The organism is Arthrobacter sp. KKT183 (assembly GCF_055657625.1).
Genome location: NZ_CM145770.1, coordinates 1,612,194 through 1,627,944, shown reverse-complemented (window position 1 = coordinate 1,627,944; position 15,751 = coordinate 1,612,194). Strand labels below are relative to the sequence as shown.

The following is a 15,751-nucleotide window of genomic DNA, read 5'->3' as shown; positions in this document are numbered from 1 at the left end:
CCACTATCACGCCTGGCGAAAGCGCCTTGCCGCCACCGGCGGTGACTACCCGTTGGAGAAGTATCAGGCCACAGCTCGGGGGGTGTTCCCACGCGGCAAGCAGTGCTCGGTGCCGGACTGCCGAACAGAAGAATGGCGTTTCGAGAAGGCACTGTGTCTCGGCCATCGTTTCCAGTGGAAGCGGTTCAAAAATCAAGGCATGACTCTTGAGATGTTCACCGCCGTTCCGCGTCCCATCGGCCGGCAGTGGTCCACCACGGAATTCTCCCTGGTTGATCTTCCGCCGATTCTTCGCCATGAATTCCTCCTAACCTTGCAGCAACGTGACCAAGAGGGCTACCGGCTGGATCCCTGGGTGCTCCGGCGCTGCATCACCATCGCCCTGGAGCAGGGTGCCCGAACGATGGAGAAGCTTCACCAGATCATGCTGGCGAGCTCGACAGATCAGCGGCTGCAGAAGGGGTTCACGAACTACGGACGGATGTGGTCGGCCCGTTGGCGGTATCAGCACACGGGCACCGATGCGAAGAAAGAGGACATCTGGGACGCCGCGGTCCTCATGCTCCGTACACAGTCCAGCAGCAACACCATCAGCTCCAAAGGAACGCTGGATTTCCGCCCCATCCATGTCCTTTGGCTACGCGAAGCAGCCAAGGAATACGCGGCCGTCTTTGAGCTGCCGGCCGACAGGATCCGCGACCTTATCCGGTCCTGCAGCATCGCCTCAGACGCACTGCTACGCCGCCCCTATGGAACCACCCCGGATCGTCTCGGAAGAGCTGACGCGAAAGCGGTATTCCTCGCTTACTCCACGCTGGACACCCATGACGGTGCGCCCCGCACAGAACGGTACAGATACGAGCATTTCCACCGGTTCCCAAGGCTCCTGCACGAAGGGCGAGAACTGGAAGCGCTGCAGTCCCTGGCTCCGGCGTTCCGCTTTCTGGCCACGGACACGATCGCCAACGGCCGCAAGCGCAGCACGGTCAACAAGTCCATTCCGGATGAGGTCATCAAGGTACTGGACGAGAATCTTCACCTGTTCACCGTGGCCGGAGATCACCCCTACACCAACGGCCGTCCAGCCGAACTCTGTAACCACATGCACCAAACGATCTATCAGCTGCTGCGCGACCTGGGCCGGCGTCCCTCTGAGATTCTCGGGCTCAAACGCGATGCGCTGCAGCATTACGACGACGGTCGGCCATTCATCCGTTACGCCGCCCCAAAGACCGGGGACATCGGCCTGGAACTACCCATCCATCATTCCACGGCGGACATCATCACAGCATGGATCAACCCCCTCGACAGAGTCACTGACATAGAACCACGGGCAGCTGATCTGATGTTTCCCTCGCTCTCAGGATTCGGGCCAGCAGCACGCAAGCCTATAACGATCAGCGGGTACCACGCTGTCTATTGGCGGTGGATCGAGCGAATCAAGAACCTGCCTCGGCCATACCCAAGGACCAGGTGGCGTAGCCGAAACCTTCGACCGCTCCCGGCTGCGCCTCTACTCTTGGCGGCACACCTATGCCCAGAGGCTCTCCGATAACAACACAGCTCCGGATGTCATTCAGGAACTGATGAACCATAAGAAGTTCGAAACCTCCGCTGGGTACATCCGCATCAACCGGCAACGCAAAGCCGATGCCATCCGCATCGTCGATCGCACCACCATCGATCGCCACGGAGCCCAGCAACCCCCGCACAGCTATCCCGCGTACACCCGCGGATCGGTAGCCACACCGTTGGGGCTCTGCACAGAGCCATCCAACGTCAAAGCAGGCGGGCAGGCCTGTCCGGCGCGCAGTAAATGCGCTGGATGCACCTACTTCCGCGCCAACGTATCCCACCTACCCTTGATCGACGCTCACATCGTCGCACTCACAACCGACTTGGAACTCGCCCGACCCATCGCCGATACCTGGGTACTCGAGAGCCTCACCGCCGAAATAGACTCCTACCGCAAAATCAGACGGCTGCTCGCCGACACCAAGACCAGACTCTCCCCAGCAGAGCAAAACGAGATCGACCGGGCAACCGAACTCCTACAAGCACTCTCCACCACGCCAGCCCAGGACCCGCTCACCGCCGCTATTCCGCGGAAGCTCCTGCCACTGACGCCCAAGGAAGCATGAACGTGCGCAGTAACGAGACAACGAACACGTCCGCACTGCGTACAGCACGGCTCATCGCGGCCAAGAGGGCCGACGGTCAACGACGGCGTGAAGCAGTGCTCCGCGGAATAGCAGCGCATACAAAGGCAGGGCGGTCGATCACTGCCGCGGGCATCGCCCGGTCCGCTGGAGTGAGCACCTGGCTGATCTATAACGTGCCGGACCTCCTTGAGGCTGTACGTAGCGCTGCCGCACAGAACCATGCGAAGGAGGACGTTGGTAGGAAGCCGACCGATTCCGCGCCCACCATCAACAGCCTGCGCAATGAAGTACTGATGCTCAACGCCAGACTCACAAAAACCGTCGCGGAAAGGGATCAACTGAAGAAAGCACTGAGAAACAAGATCGGGGAGCAGCTTGACCTCGAAACTCCAGGTGAACTCAGAACCCGGATCGGGCTACTTGAACGATCCCTCGAACGTGCCCGCCTGGACCTCGAAGATTCCCAAACGCGTAGCAGTCTCCTACGAGACGATTTGGAAGACGCTCAGGATGAGCTGAGAGCGGCCAGGAGAATCAACCAGATGCTCATCAAGGAAAACACTCAACAGGGTTCCGTCGTATCTCTCAGGTCGACGACCTAGGAGCCAGTCTCCTCGTCTACCTGCAAGTTCAGCTCCTTGATCGAGGCAGCGGTGCGCTGATAAGCATCCGAAATATACTCCTCAAGGTTAGAAGCCTCGACTCTCCACTGACCTCGGCCTCCCACCTGAATCGCCGGTAATTCACCAGAACGAACGATCGCATAAGTCTGGGAAGAAGAGATGTTCAAAACCTCTCCAACATCAGCCAGAGTCAGGAAGCGCTTCACCACCATCGTGCCCCTCCTCGTCACAAACAAGCTCAACACGGCCTATCGAAACCCACGATACTCAGCATCACCAAAAGACGGGCTAGTAACGCTTGCGCAGGTCAAGCACAGAATGATTGGGCGAATACGGCTCGAAACTTAAGATAACCTCTGCCACCGATCTGGATAGCCGGCAGGTCCCCACAGCTGAGCAGCGCCCGCACTTGGGACTCACTCGTAGCGAGCTCCACGGCGACGTCCTTGATGGTGAGGAAGCGTGGGCTTTCCTGGCGTTCAGTCAATGGTTTTCCTCGTCAATGAAGGTGGGGCCGGGGGCTGCACCACACAGCTCCCGACCCCTGTTTCTTTCTTGTTTTCCCGCGAAAGACATCTCACGGTGCTAATCCGTCAAGACTTGTCCTGTTCTGAGTGTATTCATTTCAGCGAGCGGTACCCGCTAAAGGTTGGACTACGCAGCAGGGCGGCACGGGTTTTCGAGACATGAGCCGTCACGTGGGGAAAGTCCAGACTCCCCTCCAGCAGATGCCCCAAACCTGCGAAACCTATGAGGTGCGGCCAGATCCTCTCACCCCGAATGCTTCCTCCCATGCGATACCGTGTAGGAGCGTAAACTTCCGGTGGAACCCCGCGGGGTCGCTCCCAATACACCTGAACTGCGGGGATAACGGACGCAGGTTGCAGGCAGGCGATAGGACATACGGCGTGGATTCAGCTCGGCACGTTGCAGATTTGGAAGCCGCTCGCGAGCAGATGGTCTTAACGATTGAGCAGATCCGTGCACGGTATGAGCCTCTCGGCTTCAGCACTGAGGGTCAACAGCTCCTCACTGCGGCGTTGGAGGATCTTGAGACGATCGATGTTCGACTGAGTAAGGCCCGTACCTCAGGATGAGCGTTACCAAATTGAACCGGTATCGCCGTCCGTTTCGCTTCCAGCCCCGTCGCCGGCTCCACTCTGCGCACGTACGGTGAGGCCTTCTCTGCGGTTCAGTTCAAGGTTCACTTCTTCGAGCCTTGCAACAGTTTCCAGCTGAGGGTTCACATGGGCGTATTCCTCGTCCAGCTCCCGGTGAAGCCGGCTGTTGAGCACTTCCAACTCGGTGTCGCTCAGAATTGCCAGGTCTTCCGGGAAAGCTTCTTCTGGCGGGAGCCGGTGCGTGTGATCGTTCATCCAACCCAGCCTTCCGCGCGCACAGGAGTTTGGGGCGGAATGACACCGATGGCCTCTCCCCCACCGTCCGGACGGTGGGGGAAGCCGACGTTTCCGGCGGTGTCGAACCGTTTCCCTATGTTGGACGTCATGCGCTGTGGTCCTCCTTGGGGCCATGCGTTGGGTGTGGGCACATGGTCTGCGTGAACCGCGAAGCCCTCGGCGCTGGGAACGCGTTGTTCCCTCCATATAGTTGATGAATGTCTGAATACAATGTCAATGCTTCCATGGCGGAGCAGCTGCAGGATCTGCTGATCAGCAGCGAAGACACCGACCGCTTCCTCGAAGGACTGGCGCTATTCTCCTCCAGGATTTTGGGTGACTCGGTGATTATTCACTGCGGTGTGACCCTTGTCCGGCATGGCAAAGCGACCACGGTGGCCAGCAGCGGGGACGAGGCCCGGCAACTCGACGAGATCCAGTATGGCTTCGACGAGGGACCGTGCCTGAATGCCATCGACACACAACAGACCACTGTTGTCGCCGATGCCCGCTCGGATACCCGCTGGCCGGACTACTTCGCTGCAGTGCAGGAGTACGGGTATTACTCCATGCTGGGCGTTCCCTTGTTCATTGGCGGTGACGGCGGTGCAGCCCTGAACTTTTATGCCAAGAAACCGCATACCTTCACCTCCGACATCGTGCGGAAAGCCGAAACGTACGCGGAGCAGGCAAGCCGTGCCCTTCAGCTGGCCGTACGCGTCGCTGCACATGCGGATAAAGCACAGGATCTGGAAGCCACCCTCCGGTCCCGTACCAGCATCGACCTCGCCGTCGGAGTCATCATGGCCCAGAACCGGTGCACGCAGCAGGAAGCCTTCGACATTCTCGTCCAGGCCTCCAGCCATCAGAACGTCAAACTGCGCGTCCTCGCCGACCAGCTCGTCGAGGGTATCTCCGGGAAACCAGCGCAAACTCACTTCGACTCCTGAACCGTCTGACAATCAAGGTGTCAGTCAGGTTCTGCCGAGCGGCTCAGTACGACGGCTTGGCTGTTTCTTGCAGGATCCCGTCACCAACCCGCATACCCTGTTCGGGGCACACACCTAGCCGGTTGATGACAACTGTGCCGGACTCGGTGAAGTGAGCACGAAGGCTTTCACTTCATCGAAGAGGCTGCTGGTTTGAAGACAGTGATAGAGCTGGCCCAGGAAGCGGTTGAAAAGATTCCGCTGAGCGGCCGCGTGCCAGTCACCGGCCATTCGTCTGCGCCGGTAGTGTTCGTTTGCCCCCTTTGAGCTCTTCAACGCGGCGAAAGCCCAGAGAAACCCAGCTGCGATCAGTCGATTATTCTTGACGAATCTGCGGCCTACGTACGTCTTCTTTCCGGATGCTCGAGTAACCGGCGCAGATCCCGCGTAAGCCTTCATTGCCCTCGCATCGGCGAAGCGGGCACGGTCATCACCGACTTCCGCTAGTACCCTGGCACCCAGTTGGACACCCAGGCCGGGGAAACTCAGGAGGATTTGCGAGTCGGGGTGCTGTAGAAAGGCTTCCTCCACTGCCTCGGCGAGGCGATCCGCTGCCTGACATGCTGCATCGAGCTGGAGCAGCAGGGCCGTAAGCTGCACCCCCATTGCTTCCTCAACAGGATGCGGAAGTCTTGCGTAGTTGTCCCGGAAGATCTGCTTCAATCGAGCCGCTTCCTTGGCGATGCCCCGCACACGTCCGGCACGGCGGAGGGCTGCTTGCAGCTGAGTGACGGAGAGTCCCGCTGCACGCCCTGGGCTCGGTGCCACGGCCAGAACCGCCCGACTCTCGGCACGGATGAGACCGTTCTGCTTCCCAAGGAATGCCACCAGCGCCGCCGGATAGTAGTTCCGCAAGAGCGAACGAACTTGGTTGGACATCTGCTGCCGAGACCACACGGCATCCTGCTGAGCGCGGGCCAAGACCGTGATCGCGCGGGCCAGGTCCGAGTCTTGAGGCAGAGGCCTGTGTGCGGCCCTGTCCGTGCGAAGTATGTTCGCCAGCACGAGCGCATCCCCGTGGTCGGACTTCTTCCGCGAGACCGCATACCTTTCACGGTATCGGGCTGCCGAGAGCGGATTTATCGCGTAGACCTGCCGCGTGCCCGTCCTCAGGGTCGAGACAAGGAGCCCATGGCTGGTCTCGATCGCAACCGGAATAGGTGTCTGCGGCGTATCGCCATGCTCAGCAAGCAGCTCAAGAAGGGCCCGATACCCGGCGGCATCATCGGTAATGCGCCGTTTCGCCAGCAACTCGCCGGCGTCATTGACCAGCGCGATGTCATGATGATGTTCGGCCCAATCGAGCCCGCAATACACGTTCAAACCAGCTCCTAACTCTCTACCAACCTGAATCGGTGATGAGCCTGTTCGGGCACGCGGCGACCTAATTCCAGGACTCTTCGGCCCGCCATCTCACTAGCCGTTCGTGACACCGACTCACCGCGGGGGTCCCAGCCTTATCAAGGGCTCGAAAGGCCCGGGAAGAAGAGGGAGATCTCCCCGCAGCAGGCTCGCACCATAAAGAGCATGAACTGCAGCAGAGCAGTGTACTCAAAAGACACCCCGAGCAATGGCAAAGTCACCAAGCTCATCGCAGGCCGGGGGTGGGGTGGGGCAGGTTTCGCAGCAACCACTTCACCAGTGACAGCCATTCTTTTGCGGGGCCTCCATGGACCTAGGAAATCTCAGGAGTCCACCAGTAAGGCAGTTGCTGCGTAGCCCGTTGATGCCAGCAGTCCCTTCGTCACCAACTCGGCGAATCGGGAACCACTAATAAGGAATTAGGAAATCTATTCAGCGCGCTGTCTCTCTTCGTCCCGGCTGCGCCTGCCGGTGCGTAGCGCGCCCGGTGGTACGGGTTCCCAGGGTTTCCCGTTGTTGTGTTTGCGCTGCAGCCGGCGGACTTCTTTGAGTACCGCTGTTTCGATCAAGTCTGCCACGGATGCGTACCCCTCGGCGGGGCCTGTGGATAGGAACGCTGCACGCACCTGGTCAGCGTCGGCTTGGGTGAAGTACGGGGTGAATGAGGCCGGCTTACGTCTACTCATTTACTCACTTACTCACTGCAGTTTGGGCTGGGCTCGTTGTAGCCCTGCCGGCTGATTGCGTTCTGTGCTTTCGCCAGCTCGTCGCTGAGCTGTGCAGCGAGTTCAGCGGCGCGAGTGAGGTGGTCGGTTGCGGTGGCAATGGATTGCACGGGGTCGCGTCCGTCGTCTTCGTACACGTCGTGTGTGTCCAGGGATCGGCCGAGTCCGCTGGCGAGCTGCCCCAGGGTTTGGGAGAGTCCCAAAGCTTTGAGATTCCCCAGCACGCTGTACACGAGGGGAGCCGGGAGGGAGGGGGCGTTGATGGTCAGGTGGTTGATCGCCCGGATCGCTTCATAAGCGTCGTCGGCGTGTTGTACTACTTCGGGTGTTTCATCAGACATTGCGGCTCCTACAGGGTGTGCGGGTCGGTGGCCAGCGTAGTGCCGGCCACCGACATAGACGGGCTTAGAACGGGGGTTCGCTGGTTTCTGGGCCGTTACCCCAGCCGCTGTTGCCGCCGGCGTTGGCCGGTGCTCCCCACGGGTCGGACTGGCCGCCCTGGCTTGGTACCTGCCCTCCCCCACCCTGACCGCTGTTGCTCCGTTGGGCGCGGCTGACTTTCGCGGAGGCGTAGCGCAAGCTTGGGCCCACCTCGTCACACTCGAGCTCCATCACGGTGCGCTTTTCGCCTTCCTTGGTGTCATAGGAGCGGGACCTCAGCCGACCCTGGGCGATGACACGGGTTCCCTTGGTGAGGGTTTCCGCGACGTTCTCAGCCGATTCACGCCACACCGAGCAGCGCAGGAACAGGGTTTCCCCGTCCTTCCATTCATTGGACTGCCGATCGAACGTGCGCGGCGTGGAGGCGATGGTGAAGTTCGCTACCGCGGCTCCACTCGGGGTAAAGCGCAGCTCGGGGTCTGCGGTGAGGTTCCCAATAACGGTGATGATGGTTTCGCCTGACATGATGATCAACTTGCCTCTCGTGGTGGTTGTGGTGTTGTCGCTGCTGCCGTGAGTATTTGAGTAAATGAGTGTTTGAGTGAGTCAGTTCTTGGGTACGTTCTATTCACTGGCATCCAGGGCGATGACCTGCTTGATCTTGGTGGGGTTCAGTCCTGACCAGTGGTCTTCACTGCCGCCCTTTTCGTATAGAACGACCGGTGCCTGGGAGTAGCCGAGGTCTTCGGTGATGTACTCCAGTGCCTGCGGGTTGGTGGTGATATCAACGGCGGTGAACGTTACGCCGGCTTCGGTGAACAGCTGCTTCGTCTTGTCGCATCCAAAGCACCCGGTGGGCTTGATATAGATGGTGAGAGTCATAGCATTCAGTCCTTGGTTTCGTGGTGGTTTTAGTAAGAGTCAACTGCTGTACTGCTACCTCAACTCTAGTGTTTTCATCTGAAAAAGGAGAGGTTTTGAGGCTTATTCACGCGGATTTTGCTGTGTTTTCTCTTAGTCGGTTGGTGGTCCTTATCCCTCCCCCGACGCTTCTATGTCTGTCAAGAGGCTGGAATCGGGTGCTGACGTGGACCAATTGCCGGTGAGTGGGGCGGCTTTGGTGACCGGCCAGCTTCCCCTCTCCCCCGTTGTTTTGGCTGCTGGCGGAGCTTGCGAAGCTGTGGCCGACGAAGGCATGTCTACCCGCAGGACAAGGGGCGGGAAATTCCCGGAGGAAATCAGCGACGAAGGAGCGCCGCAGGGACATTTTCTGCACCGCAGGCCCCGACGAAGTAGGGGCTAGACAGGTCGGAGCGGACACGCACAATCCGTCAGGACAGCAGCAAAAACAGAAAAGGGCTTTTACAGCCCGAGCGAAGCGAGGCCCGTGCAAGTGGCCTGGGACGTGTGAATGAGAAGCTAAAAATTCGTCGACACGACAGAAAGTCGACACGAGAGAAGGCAGAGCCCGATGGCTTCAGCAGTGACTTTGATTCGCGCGACCGCACTATCGGACGCAGCGCAGTACGCCTATGCCGCCACCGCTCCGGCCGATGTGCGACTGATCTTCCTCGCGGGGTCCTGTCCCCTCGATGAAGCTGGAGCGACAGTAGGCGAGGGCAACTATGCGGCCCAGGCGGACCAGTGTATTCGGAACATGACGACTGCTCTCGAGGCAGCTGGAGCCAGGATCGAGGACGTCATCAGTACCCGCGTGCTCGTGGCATCGACCGATCGGGCTGACCTTGTCACTGCATGGGAGGTTGTCCGCCGAGCGTTCGGTGCTCATGAAGTCCCGAGCACCCTATTAGGCGTAACAGTCCTTGGATACAAGCATCAGCTCGTGGAAATCGAAGCTGTGGCCGCTGTCCGTAACTAATAATCTGATCAACGTCCTAATGAGCGATCGGTTTGTAAGCCTTGGCCACGCACCGGAAATAGAGTGATTGGATGCTAACGCCACAGCCGACTGATCGATTGCACTTCCGAGAAATGACTGATGCTGACCTCGATAACATGACCGCGTTGCTCGGGGATCCCGAGATGATGCGCTTCTACCCTGCGCCCAAGTCTCAGGAGGAAGCAGCAAGCTGGATTCAGTGGAACCAGGAGAACTACGCGAAGCACGGGTATGGTCTGTGGATTGTCGAGACGCACGACGGAGAGTTCATCGGCGACTGCGGCCTGACCTGGCAGCAGGTGAACGGCCTGCAGAAGCTTGAGGTCGGGTACCACGTTCGCTACGACCTACAAGGGAAGGGGTTCGCGACAGAAGCAGCAACTGCTTGTCGCGACTACGCCCGAGAACATCTTGAATCCAAGGAACTGATAGCTATCATCCACCCGGATAACCGGGCTTCTGAGCGGGTAGCTGAGAAAATCGGAATGCATCGCGTCCCTGATGACCGAGGCGGGAACATCCCCGTCCGAACCGTCCTCAGCATGCACCTGTAAACACGTGCGAGCCTATTCTCTGGAGGATCGTTGAGCGGAATAGTTACGGCTGAGAAAGCGACGCCCAGATAGAGTGCCGTTATGGCCCTAGTTCTCATCACCGGTGCAGCGCGCTCGAACAGTATCGCCGCCGGCATAGTTCCTCGCTTGGTCGCTGATGGCTGGGATGTCACAACCAGCGATTTGGAGAGCGGCGACTATCCCTGTGATCTGGCTACAACGGACGGCCCGGAAGATCTCGTCGACCGCATCACCGCAGAACGCGGTGCGCTGAGCGGTCTTGTACTCAGCCATGCCCACGATGTCGAGTCCGGCATCCTTGACACCACAGCGGCAAGCTTCGATGCCCACATGGCCGTGAACGCCCGTGCATCCTTACTACTAATCGCCGCATTCGCACGGCAGATTCCCACCGCCGGCGGCGCGATCGTCGCATTCACAAGCGACCACACCACGGGCAACCTCCCCTACGGGGCATCCAAGGGCGCGCTCGATCGAATCGTCATCTCGGCCGCTCGAGAACTCGGACCCAAGGGAATTTCCGCTAACGTCGTCAATCCCGGGCCGATCGACACCGGATGGATGAACGCCGAGATGCGTAAAGGTATGGTGTCGCATCACCCTTTAGGCAGACTCGGTACCCCTGAAGACATCGCCTCCGTTACATCCTTCCTTCTCTCCCCAGACGGCCGTTGGGTCTCGGGACAACTCCTCAACACTGACGGCGGTTTCTCCGCCAAGTACTGACGCTCGCACGCAGAGGGATCGGTCTACGGGACAAGTTCGTCGGTAGTAGTCGAAGGTGGTGAAGTTCGAGCGGTTAGCTTTTCGGGCTCGCTTCGAAAATCATGAGTCGTTCCGAGACAGCGCCGGTGAAGGGTGTTCCGGTCCAATCGCTCCAGATGTGCCGAACTGTGAGGCCGGCACGATTCAGGTCCGCAGTGAGTTGCTCGGCGGTCCGGAACTGGAGACGCTGCTTGACGTCCACCTCGTGGTTTGCGTCGATGAACTCGTTGTGACATCGCATGGTGATAATTCCGTCGGGGTCGGGATCCGAGGTTGTCGTGCTCTCGCGCAGCAGACCGACGGCAGTGTCTCGTTCTGATCCTGGGTCGTTCCACTCGGTCCAGGCTTGCGCTGTCGGATTGCGTGTTTCGAAGGCCAGCAAGCCTCCCGACTTCAAACCGTGGGCGACGTCCTTCAACGTGATGTGCCAGTCATCCCCGAGGATGTGCATCGCAACGTTCCCCGTCATGATGATCAGGTCATTTCTGTTGGTGTCGATCAAGCTTGACGTGCCTAAACGCCATTCCACCGAATCACCTGCTGGTCGAGAAGAGGCGCGCGCTAGCATCGCGGCTGCAGGGTCGATGCCGATAACCGTTCGTCCAGGGTCCGCCAGTGTGACCGTGAGGATGCCCGTTCCGCACCCTAGGTCGGTGATGTGAGCTGCGTTGAGACTTGCTGCCAGCTCCCGGTAGTAGTCATGATCAGGGCCGTCCGGATTGTCGCCGTCGTAAATCGCGGCTAAAAAATTGTCGTTGTATTCGTCGTAGTCGATGCTGGCCTTTGTCGCTCGGTCCTCGCTACTCATCAGGAGGGGGCACCGCGGTATGCCCTGAACGTTCGGCTATCGAGACGCTTTGGTGGCGGATCGCTCACTGCTCGGTGAGGGCTTTGGCGTAGGCGCTGACTGACCGGTTGTATCTGGGGAGGGTTGGCTCAACGGCCTCGATCGCGATGCGGAGTGCCTCATCGCGGCGTCCGGCGCTATGCAGGGCGAGTGCGAGGAAGACCTTCGGCGCCGCACCGGTGCTGGGATGCTCGCCTGCTTCGCGGAGCATTGTGATCGCCTCATCGATCCGGCCGAGGTTCCGCAGGGTCGAGGCGTGCTGCACGATCATCTGTGCAGCCCGGTCGGAGTCGATGGCATCGAGACCGGCTACCGTCGCGGCGGTGTAGTGAATATCTGCCTCCGCTTCGTGACCGGCGGAGTCGAAAGCGCCGCCGAGCTCGAATGCGCCGATGGCGGGGTGCGGGGCTGCACCGACGAGGTCCCGTATGCGGACGATCCGATGCTCGTCGTCGATCGTTTCGTCAGCCCAGACTTCGGCGACGCGCTGTTCCCAGGTCTCGGCGTTCATTCGTTCACTATATTGCTCACCAACGCAGCGCTCGGTAAACGATGGTTCACCGGACGTGGCCGGCGGATGCCATGAGGCGTTCGACAGCATCAGCCAGTTCTGAAAGCGGTCGGCGTCCGTCGAGCTCAAGGGTTGCACCCTGTCGAAGCAGCGGTTCCACGTCGAGGACCTGCTGGCGGATCACGGACTGCTCTGTCGCTCCGTTGCCGTAGGGATTGTTGGTACGAATGGATACGCGCTCGATGAGCACTTCCACCGGTGCGCTGAGGAGTACGACGGCCTCGAAACGGTCATAAAAGCGTCCCTGGTTCTCGACAGTTCCGGAGACGACGACGGACGATTTCGAAGCGAGGTACGCGGCCATGCGCGTTTCGTCCCATGCGCCGTCTACAAGCACCCAGCCGTCATAGTCGGTGTCGAGCGTCTGGTGGCCCCGCCGGGATAGCTCGCCCAGCAGCGTTGTCTTTCCCGTGCCCGACATGCCAGTAACCAAGACTCGAGACATGAGCTCAGCCTAACGACACAACAGTCGCCCGGAGAGGGATCCTCCTACGTATATATAAGAAAATCTTTACTCGAGAAGAGGTTGCGTCAGCAACGTCGGATCCGCTGGTCTCGCAGTGGCGTAGAGGGTGTTCAGCTGTCTGTAGAGCATGCGGGCGATGTAGCGCTTCAGGGACCTACGGATCTCGCGGTAGCTATGGCCTTCTTGGGTTCGTTTGGTGACGTAGTCGCGTGTCCCGGGGTCATGGACCATCCGGGTCATGGCGATGGTGTGTAAGGCTCGGTTGAGGCGCCTATCGCCACCCCGGTTAAGTCTGTGCCGGACAGTGTTACCGCTTGAAGCCGGCAAGGGACTCACCCCTGCCAGTGAGGCGAACGCAGCCTCGCTGCGAACCCTTCCTGGATGCGACCACGCTGTCAGGACGGTGGCGACAGTGACAGCCCCGGCGCCCATCATTTCCAGCAGCGGCGCCGCGGGGCTTTGCTGAATTAGCTCTGTCATGCGCTTCTGATTAGCGGTCAGCTGCGTGGTTACTTCGTGGACGCGGCGCGCCAACCGAACTGCTTCCTCGCGCGCGATCAACAACTCGATTGGCTCGTCTCGTTCCCTCCACCTGATGATCGTTTGGATCTGGGCTGGAACCAGCGGTTTACGAGCGTCAATTCCTAGATCGTGTGCCCGGAGTAAGGCGATGAGCGCATTGACGTTCATCGTTCGGTCCCGGGTCAACTGATCCCTGGCTGCGCTCAGGATCTTCAGTCCGGCACGGGCTCCCTCGTCCTGGCGTGGGGTTCGAAGCCGGGACTCATCTAAAGCCAGGACTGCGGTACCGATGGCCGCAGCGTCTAGCGGATCGGATTTACCGATCGCGCGGCGTCCTCGGGCGTTCATCCGTGGAGCTTCGACGACGTCGTAGCCGACTTCGGCTACTGCCCGGGCCAGACGGGCCCCATACGAGCCGATACCCTCGACAGCCCACAGACACCCTGTGTCGCCGTCCGTGCGTCGGCCTACCCAGGCAAGTGCGCGGGACATCCCTGCCGAGGTAGTCGGGAACTGCTCGCACGCGACCTGTCGCTTAGTACGGGCCTCGATGATGGCGTACGTATGTGTGCGGGCGTGGCAATCCACGCCGATGACGAATGGGCGGGTCTGCGCAACGAGAGTCAACGCGGCCACCCTCCTTCCTGTCGAATGGGCAAGATCAATCGCGTCGCGACCGGCACTGACCTGGGAGGAGTCACTTCGAGGCAATACTGTGATGAGCCACAACCGTGAGGGGCTGGGCAAGCTTCTAATCAAGCCACCGACGTGAGACAGGTCAACGCCGGCCGCTCCATCCGGCGCGGACAAGTCGGGGGAAATGCACCCTGGCGGGGCAATTGTTTTTTCGAGTCACACGTCAGACGAAACGACCGGCATCAACACTGCCAGCTAGTCCCAGACCAGCCGCTGCAAGACTCACAATTGTTTTTTGCCTGCTGGCGAAGCATCGCGTAGCTGTCCAAGACGGAGCAGGGTCAACCCGCAGGGCGGTGGGATGCGTGGGGAATCTGGGAGGAAATAAGCGACCCTTGGGAGCGCCGGAAAGATTGCCTGGGTTCCGTACCGCTCAGCGGCAGCTGAGTTAGTCCTGTGGAGTGTGGACGCATCATCCGAAGGACAGCAGCAAAAAATCTAGGGTGCCGGCGGCGACCGCCAGGGAGTGCCGGGGTTCAGTCCGAGCGTCGCGAGGCCCCTGTGTGGTTCCAGTTCGGCATGGTCTCATCCAGGGCGGTCCGGCGGGAGGCGGAGAGTTCACCTTTGCGTGCGTTGGCTCGCTGGGCTGCGAGCCATATGTCGAGAGCGGTTTCTTCCGGTGTCGTACGGGGGTTGTAGCGGCTGGGCAAGCGTCCGGCGTCCTGGATGAACTGCAGCAGCTTGGTATGGGTGTTGCGCCAGTGGGTTTCCCGATCCCCAAGCGCCCTGCCCCGCCACGATCCCAGCGTGTCCAGCTGTGCGGCGCGTTCAGCGCTGAGTCGTCCGTCCCGGTCCTGGTCGCGCTGATAACCGAGCCATCCGAAGAGTTTGCGTTCATCAGAATCGGGTGAGAGCTGTTGCGGGTACTGGCCGCGTTCTTCGATGAAGCGCCGCAGATGCTCGAACCGGGCTTCCCACACTTGCCCGGGATCCCGGCGCCCTGACGGCGCCACCGATGGTGGCGGCGCCGGCTGGGTGTGCCGGATGAGGCGGCGACCGAAAATACTTGGGTCGCCGCGTTCTCGTGCGCGGATATGCCTACGCACTCGCTGGTAGTCCATCCGGCACACGTCAGCGATTTGTATGATGCTCATTCCCCGCACATACATCAGTTCCCACTCGTGCCGTGCGGTCGCCGGACCCCAGTCCGGCTCGTCCTGGTGTTCTACGCGCTTAGGCGGCACGCTCTCAGGAGTCGGGCCAGATATGCCGGAAGACATCGCCGGAGGGTTGGTCCCACGTGAGGTTCACCGACCCGATGATCGATGGCAGCGGCATAGCGTTGGTGAGGGCTTTTTCCGCCGGGCTGTCCGGGGTTTCATACGTGAGCTGGTGGGCGGAGTGGATGAAGTCGATGCCTGCCATGAGCTCCCCCTACGGATGGTTGGTTTCCGGGTTTACTGTACCGCCGGCCTCGCCGGTGGCCACGGGTAATCAGCAGTGGGGTGCGGGTGTCGTGCCGACCGCGGCGGCCGGCGGAGATGTTCCTATAGACAAATCGGTCGACGAATTGCTTTTAATCCTTGGAGTACTGCAAAGGGGTCGGTAGCTCCGGTAACAGGGTGGAGCCGCGCGAGGTTGGGGGCATACTCGACGACTCCACCCTGGGCTCACGAAAGGGTGGCCCATCTGCCGGGTCGAGCTGGGACTCGGATCAGCCTCGCCGGTAGCGCTAACTATCCGTTTCGTACCTTATGGTTTCCTCTACGATCACCAGCGTGTCTGGGTGCACTACGGTGTGCGGCATGCGTTTACCCCGCGAGTCGGAAA

21 protein-coding genes are annotated in these 15,751 nt (G+C 60.2%); 7 read left to right on the top strand and 14 right to left on the bottom strand.

The features are described 5' to 3' along the window. The first annotated feature begins 199 nt into the window (after positions 1-199). From ACZ2GY_RS07785 to ACZ2GY_RS07775, 3 genes are read left to right on the top strand one after another with little or no spacing between them, the layout of a single operon-like run. Positions 200-1,555, top strand: coding sequence for a hypothetical protein (locus tag ACZ2GY_RS07785; RefSeq protein WP_471673430.1), 1,356 nt, complete (start codon positions 200-202; stop codon positions 1,553-1,555). Between the two features lie 31 nt (positions 1,556-1,586). Then, entirely contained in the window at positions 1,587-2,141 is a 555-nt protein-coding gene (locus ACZ2GY_RS07780) for a hypothetical protein (protein WP_471673429.1), read from the top strand. Further along, a complete protein-coding gene (locus tag ACZ2GY_RS07775; RefSeq protein ID WP_471673428.1) occupies positions 2,138-2,764 on the top strand; it encodes a hypothetical protein in 627 nt (208 codons plus the stop codon). Before ACZ2GY_RS07780 ends, ACZ2GY_RS07775 begins: the two co-directional genes overlap by 4 nt. Here ACZ2GY_RS07775 and ACZ2GY_RS07770 read toward each other — a convergent pair. From ACZ2GY_RS07770 to ACZ2GY_RS07760, 3 genes are all read right to left on the bottom strand, one after another. After that, positions 2,761-2,997: a helix-turn-helix domain-containing protein gene (locus ACZ2GY_RS07770; protein ID WP_471673427.1), complete on the bottom strand. Its 237-nt coding sequence runs from the start codon at positions 2,995-2,997 to the stop codon at positions 2,761-2,763. The genes ACZ2GY_RS07775 and ACZ2GY_RS07770 overlap by 4 nt on opposite strands. 888 nt (positions 2,998-3,885) lie before the next feature. Further along, positions 3,886-4,161 carry a hypothetical protein gene (locus ACZ2GY_RS07765; protein WP_471673426.1) on the bottom strand — a complete coding sequence of 92 codons (276 nt, stop codon included), beginning with the start codon at positions 4,159-4,161 and terminating at the stop codon, positions 3,886-3,888. Then, positions 4,158-4,292, bottom strand: coding sequence for a hypothetical protein (locus tag ACZ2GY_RS07760; RefSeq protein ID WP_471673425.1), 135 nt, complete (start codon positions 4,290-4,292; stop codon positions 4,158-4,160). Before ACZ2GY_RS07760 ends, ACZ2GY_RS07765 begins: the two co-directional genes overlap by 4 nt. A gap of 108 nt (positions 4,293-4,400) precedes the next feature. Between ACZ2GY_RS07760 and ACZ2GY_RS07755 the strand changes: the two genes are divergently transcribed. Next, the gene (locus tag ACZ2GY_RS07755) at positions 4,401-5,132 is read left to right on the top strand and encodes a GAF and ANTAR domain-containing protein (RefSeq protein WP_471673424.1); all 732 of its coding nucleotides are present in this window, start codon (positions 4,401-4,403) and stop codon (positions 5,130-5,132) included. Between the two features lie 114 nt (positions 5,133-5,246). On the opposite strand, the gene ACZ2GY_RS07750 is transcribed toward ACZ2GY_RS07755, so the two are convergent. From ACZ2GY_RS07750 to ACZ2GY_RS07730, 5 genes are all read right to left on the bottom strand, one after another. Further along, positions 5,247-6,494 carry an IS110 family RNA-guided transposase gene (locus tag ACZ2GY_RS07750; RefSeq protein ID WP_471673423.1) on the bottom strand — a complete coding sequence of 416 codons (1,248 nt, stop codon included), beginning with the start codon at positions 6,492-6,494 and terminating at the stop codon, positions 5,247-5,249. 467 nt (positions 6,495-6,961) lie between these two features. Next, on the bottom strand, positions 6,962-7,219 hold the full coding sequence (locus ACZ2GY_RS07745) for a ParB family protein (protein WP_471673422.1): 258 nt from the start codon (positions 7,217-7,219) through the stop codon (positions 6,962-6,964). Between the two features lie 8 nt (positions 7,220-7,227). After that, on the bottom strand, positions 7,228-7,599 hold the full coding sequence (locus tag ACZ2GY_RS07740) for a hypothetical protein (RefSeq protein WP_471673421.1): 372 nt from the start codon (positions 7,597-7,599) through the stop codon (positions 7,228-7,230). A gap of 64 nt (positions 7,600-7,663) precedes the next feature. Continuing rightward, the gene (locus ACZ2GY_RS07735; protein ID WP_471673420.1) at positions 7,664-8,164 is read right to left on the bottom strand and encodes a single-stranded DNA-binding protein; all 501 of its coding nucleotides are present in this window, start codon (positions 8,162-8,164) and stop codon (positions 7,664-7,666) included. Positions 8,165-8,263: 99 nt separating this feature from the next. Next, entirely contained in the window at positions 8,264-8,521 is a 258-nt protein-coding gene (locus ACZ2GY_RS07730; RefSeq protein WP_299169113.1) for a glutaredoxin family protein, read from the bottom strand. Between the two features lie 589 nt (positions 8,522-9,110). On the opposite strand from ACZ2GY_RS07730, the gene ACZ2GY_RS07725 reads away from it, so the two are divergent. From ACZ2GY_RS07725 to ACZ2GY_RS07715, 3 genes are all read left to right on the top strand, one after another. Beyond that, positions 9,111-9,518 (top strand): RidA family protein, encoded by a 408-nt coding sequence (locus ACZ2GY_RS07725; protein ID WP_471673419.1) that lies wholly within the window; start codon positions 9,111-9,113, stop codon positions 9,516-9,518. A 113-nt stretch (positions 9,519-9,631) separates the two neighbouring features. Then, positions 9,632-10,093, top strand: coding sequence for a GNAT family N-acetyltransferase (locus tag ACZ2GY_RS07720; protein WP_471673418.1), 462 nt, complete (start codon positions 9,632-9,634; stop codon positions 10,091-10,093). An 81-nt stretch (positions 10,094-10,174) separates the two neighbouring features. Then, positions 10,175-10,840 carry an SDR family oxidoreductase gene (locus ACZ2GY_RS07715; protein WP_471673417.1) on the top strand — a complete coding sequence of 222 codons (666 nt, stop codon included), beginning with the start codon at positions 10,175-10,177 and terminating at the stop codon, positions 10,838-10,840. A gap of 73 nt (positions 10,841-10,913) precedes the next feature. Here ACZ2GY_RS07715 and ACZ2GY_RS07710 read toward each other — a convergent pair whose 3' ends face one another. The 6 genes from ACZ2GY_RS07710 to ACZ2GY_RS07685 form a co-directional block, all read right to left on the bottom strand. Continuing rightward, positions 10,914-11,687 (bottom strand): class I SAM-dependent DNA methyltransferase, encoded by a 774-nt coding sequence (locus tag ACZ2GY_RS07710; protein WP_471673416.1) that lies wholly within the window; start codon positions 11,685-11,687, stop codon positions 10,914-10,916. A 64-nt stretch (positions 11,688-11,751) separates the two neighbouring features. After that, positions 11,752-12,237 carry a tetratricopeptide repeat protein gene (locus tag ACZ2GY_RS07705; protein ID WP_471673415.1) on the bottom strand — a complete coding sequence of 162 codons (486 nt, stop codon included), beginning with the start codon at positions 12,235-12,237 and terminating at the stop codon, positions 11,752-11,754. A 46-nt stretch (positions 12,238-12,283) separates the two neighbouring features. Continuing rightward, positions 12,284-12,742 carry an AAA family ATPase gene (locus ACZ2GY_RS07700; protein WP_471673414.1) on the bottom strand — a complete coding sequence of 153 codons (459 nt, stop codon included), beginning with the start codon at positions 12,740-12,742 and terminating at the stop codon, positions 12,284-12,286. A gap of 66 nt (positions 12,743-12,808) precedes the next feature. Beyond that, positions 12,809-13,912 carry an IS110 family RNA-guided transposase gene (locus ACZ2GY_RS07695; protein ID WP_471673570.1) on the bottom strand — a complete coding sequence of 368 codons (1,104 nt, stop codon included), beginning with the start codon at positions 13,910-13,912 and terminating at the stop codon, positions 12,809-12,811. Between the two features lie 545 nt (positions 13,913-14,457). After that, the gene (locus tag ACZ2GY_RS07690) at positions 14,458-15,075 is read right to left on the bottom strand and encodes a helicase associated domain-containing protein (protein WP_471673413.1); all 618 of its coding nucleotides are present in this window, start codon (positions 15,073-15,075) and stop codon (positions 14,458-14,460) included. Positions 15,076-15,169: 94 nt separating this feature from the next. Continuing rightward, positions 15,170-15,346 carry a hypothetical protein gene (locus ACZ2GY_RS07685; RefSeq protein ID WP_471673412.1) on the bottom strand — a complete coding sequence of 59 codons (177 nt, stop codon included), beginning with the start codon at positions 15,344-15,346 and terminating at the stop codon, positions 15,170-15,172. Positions 15,347-15,751 lie beyond the last annotated feature (405 nt).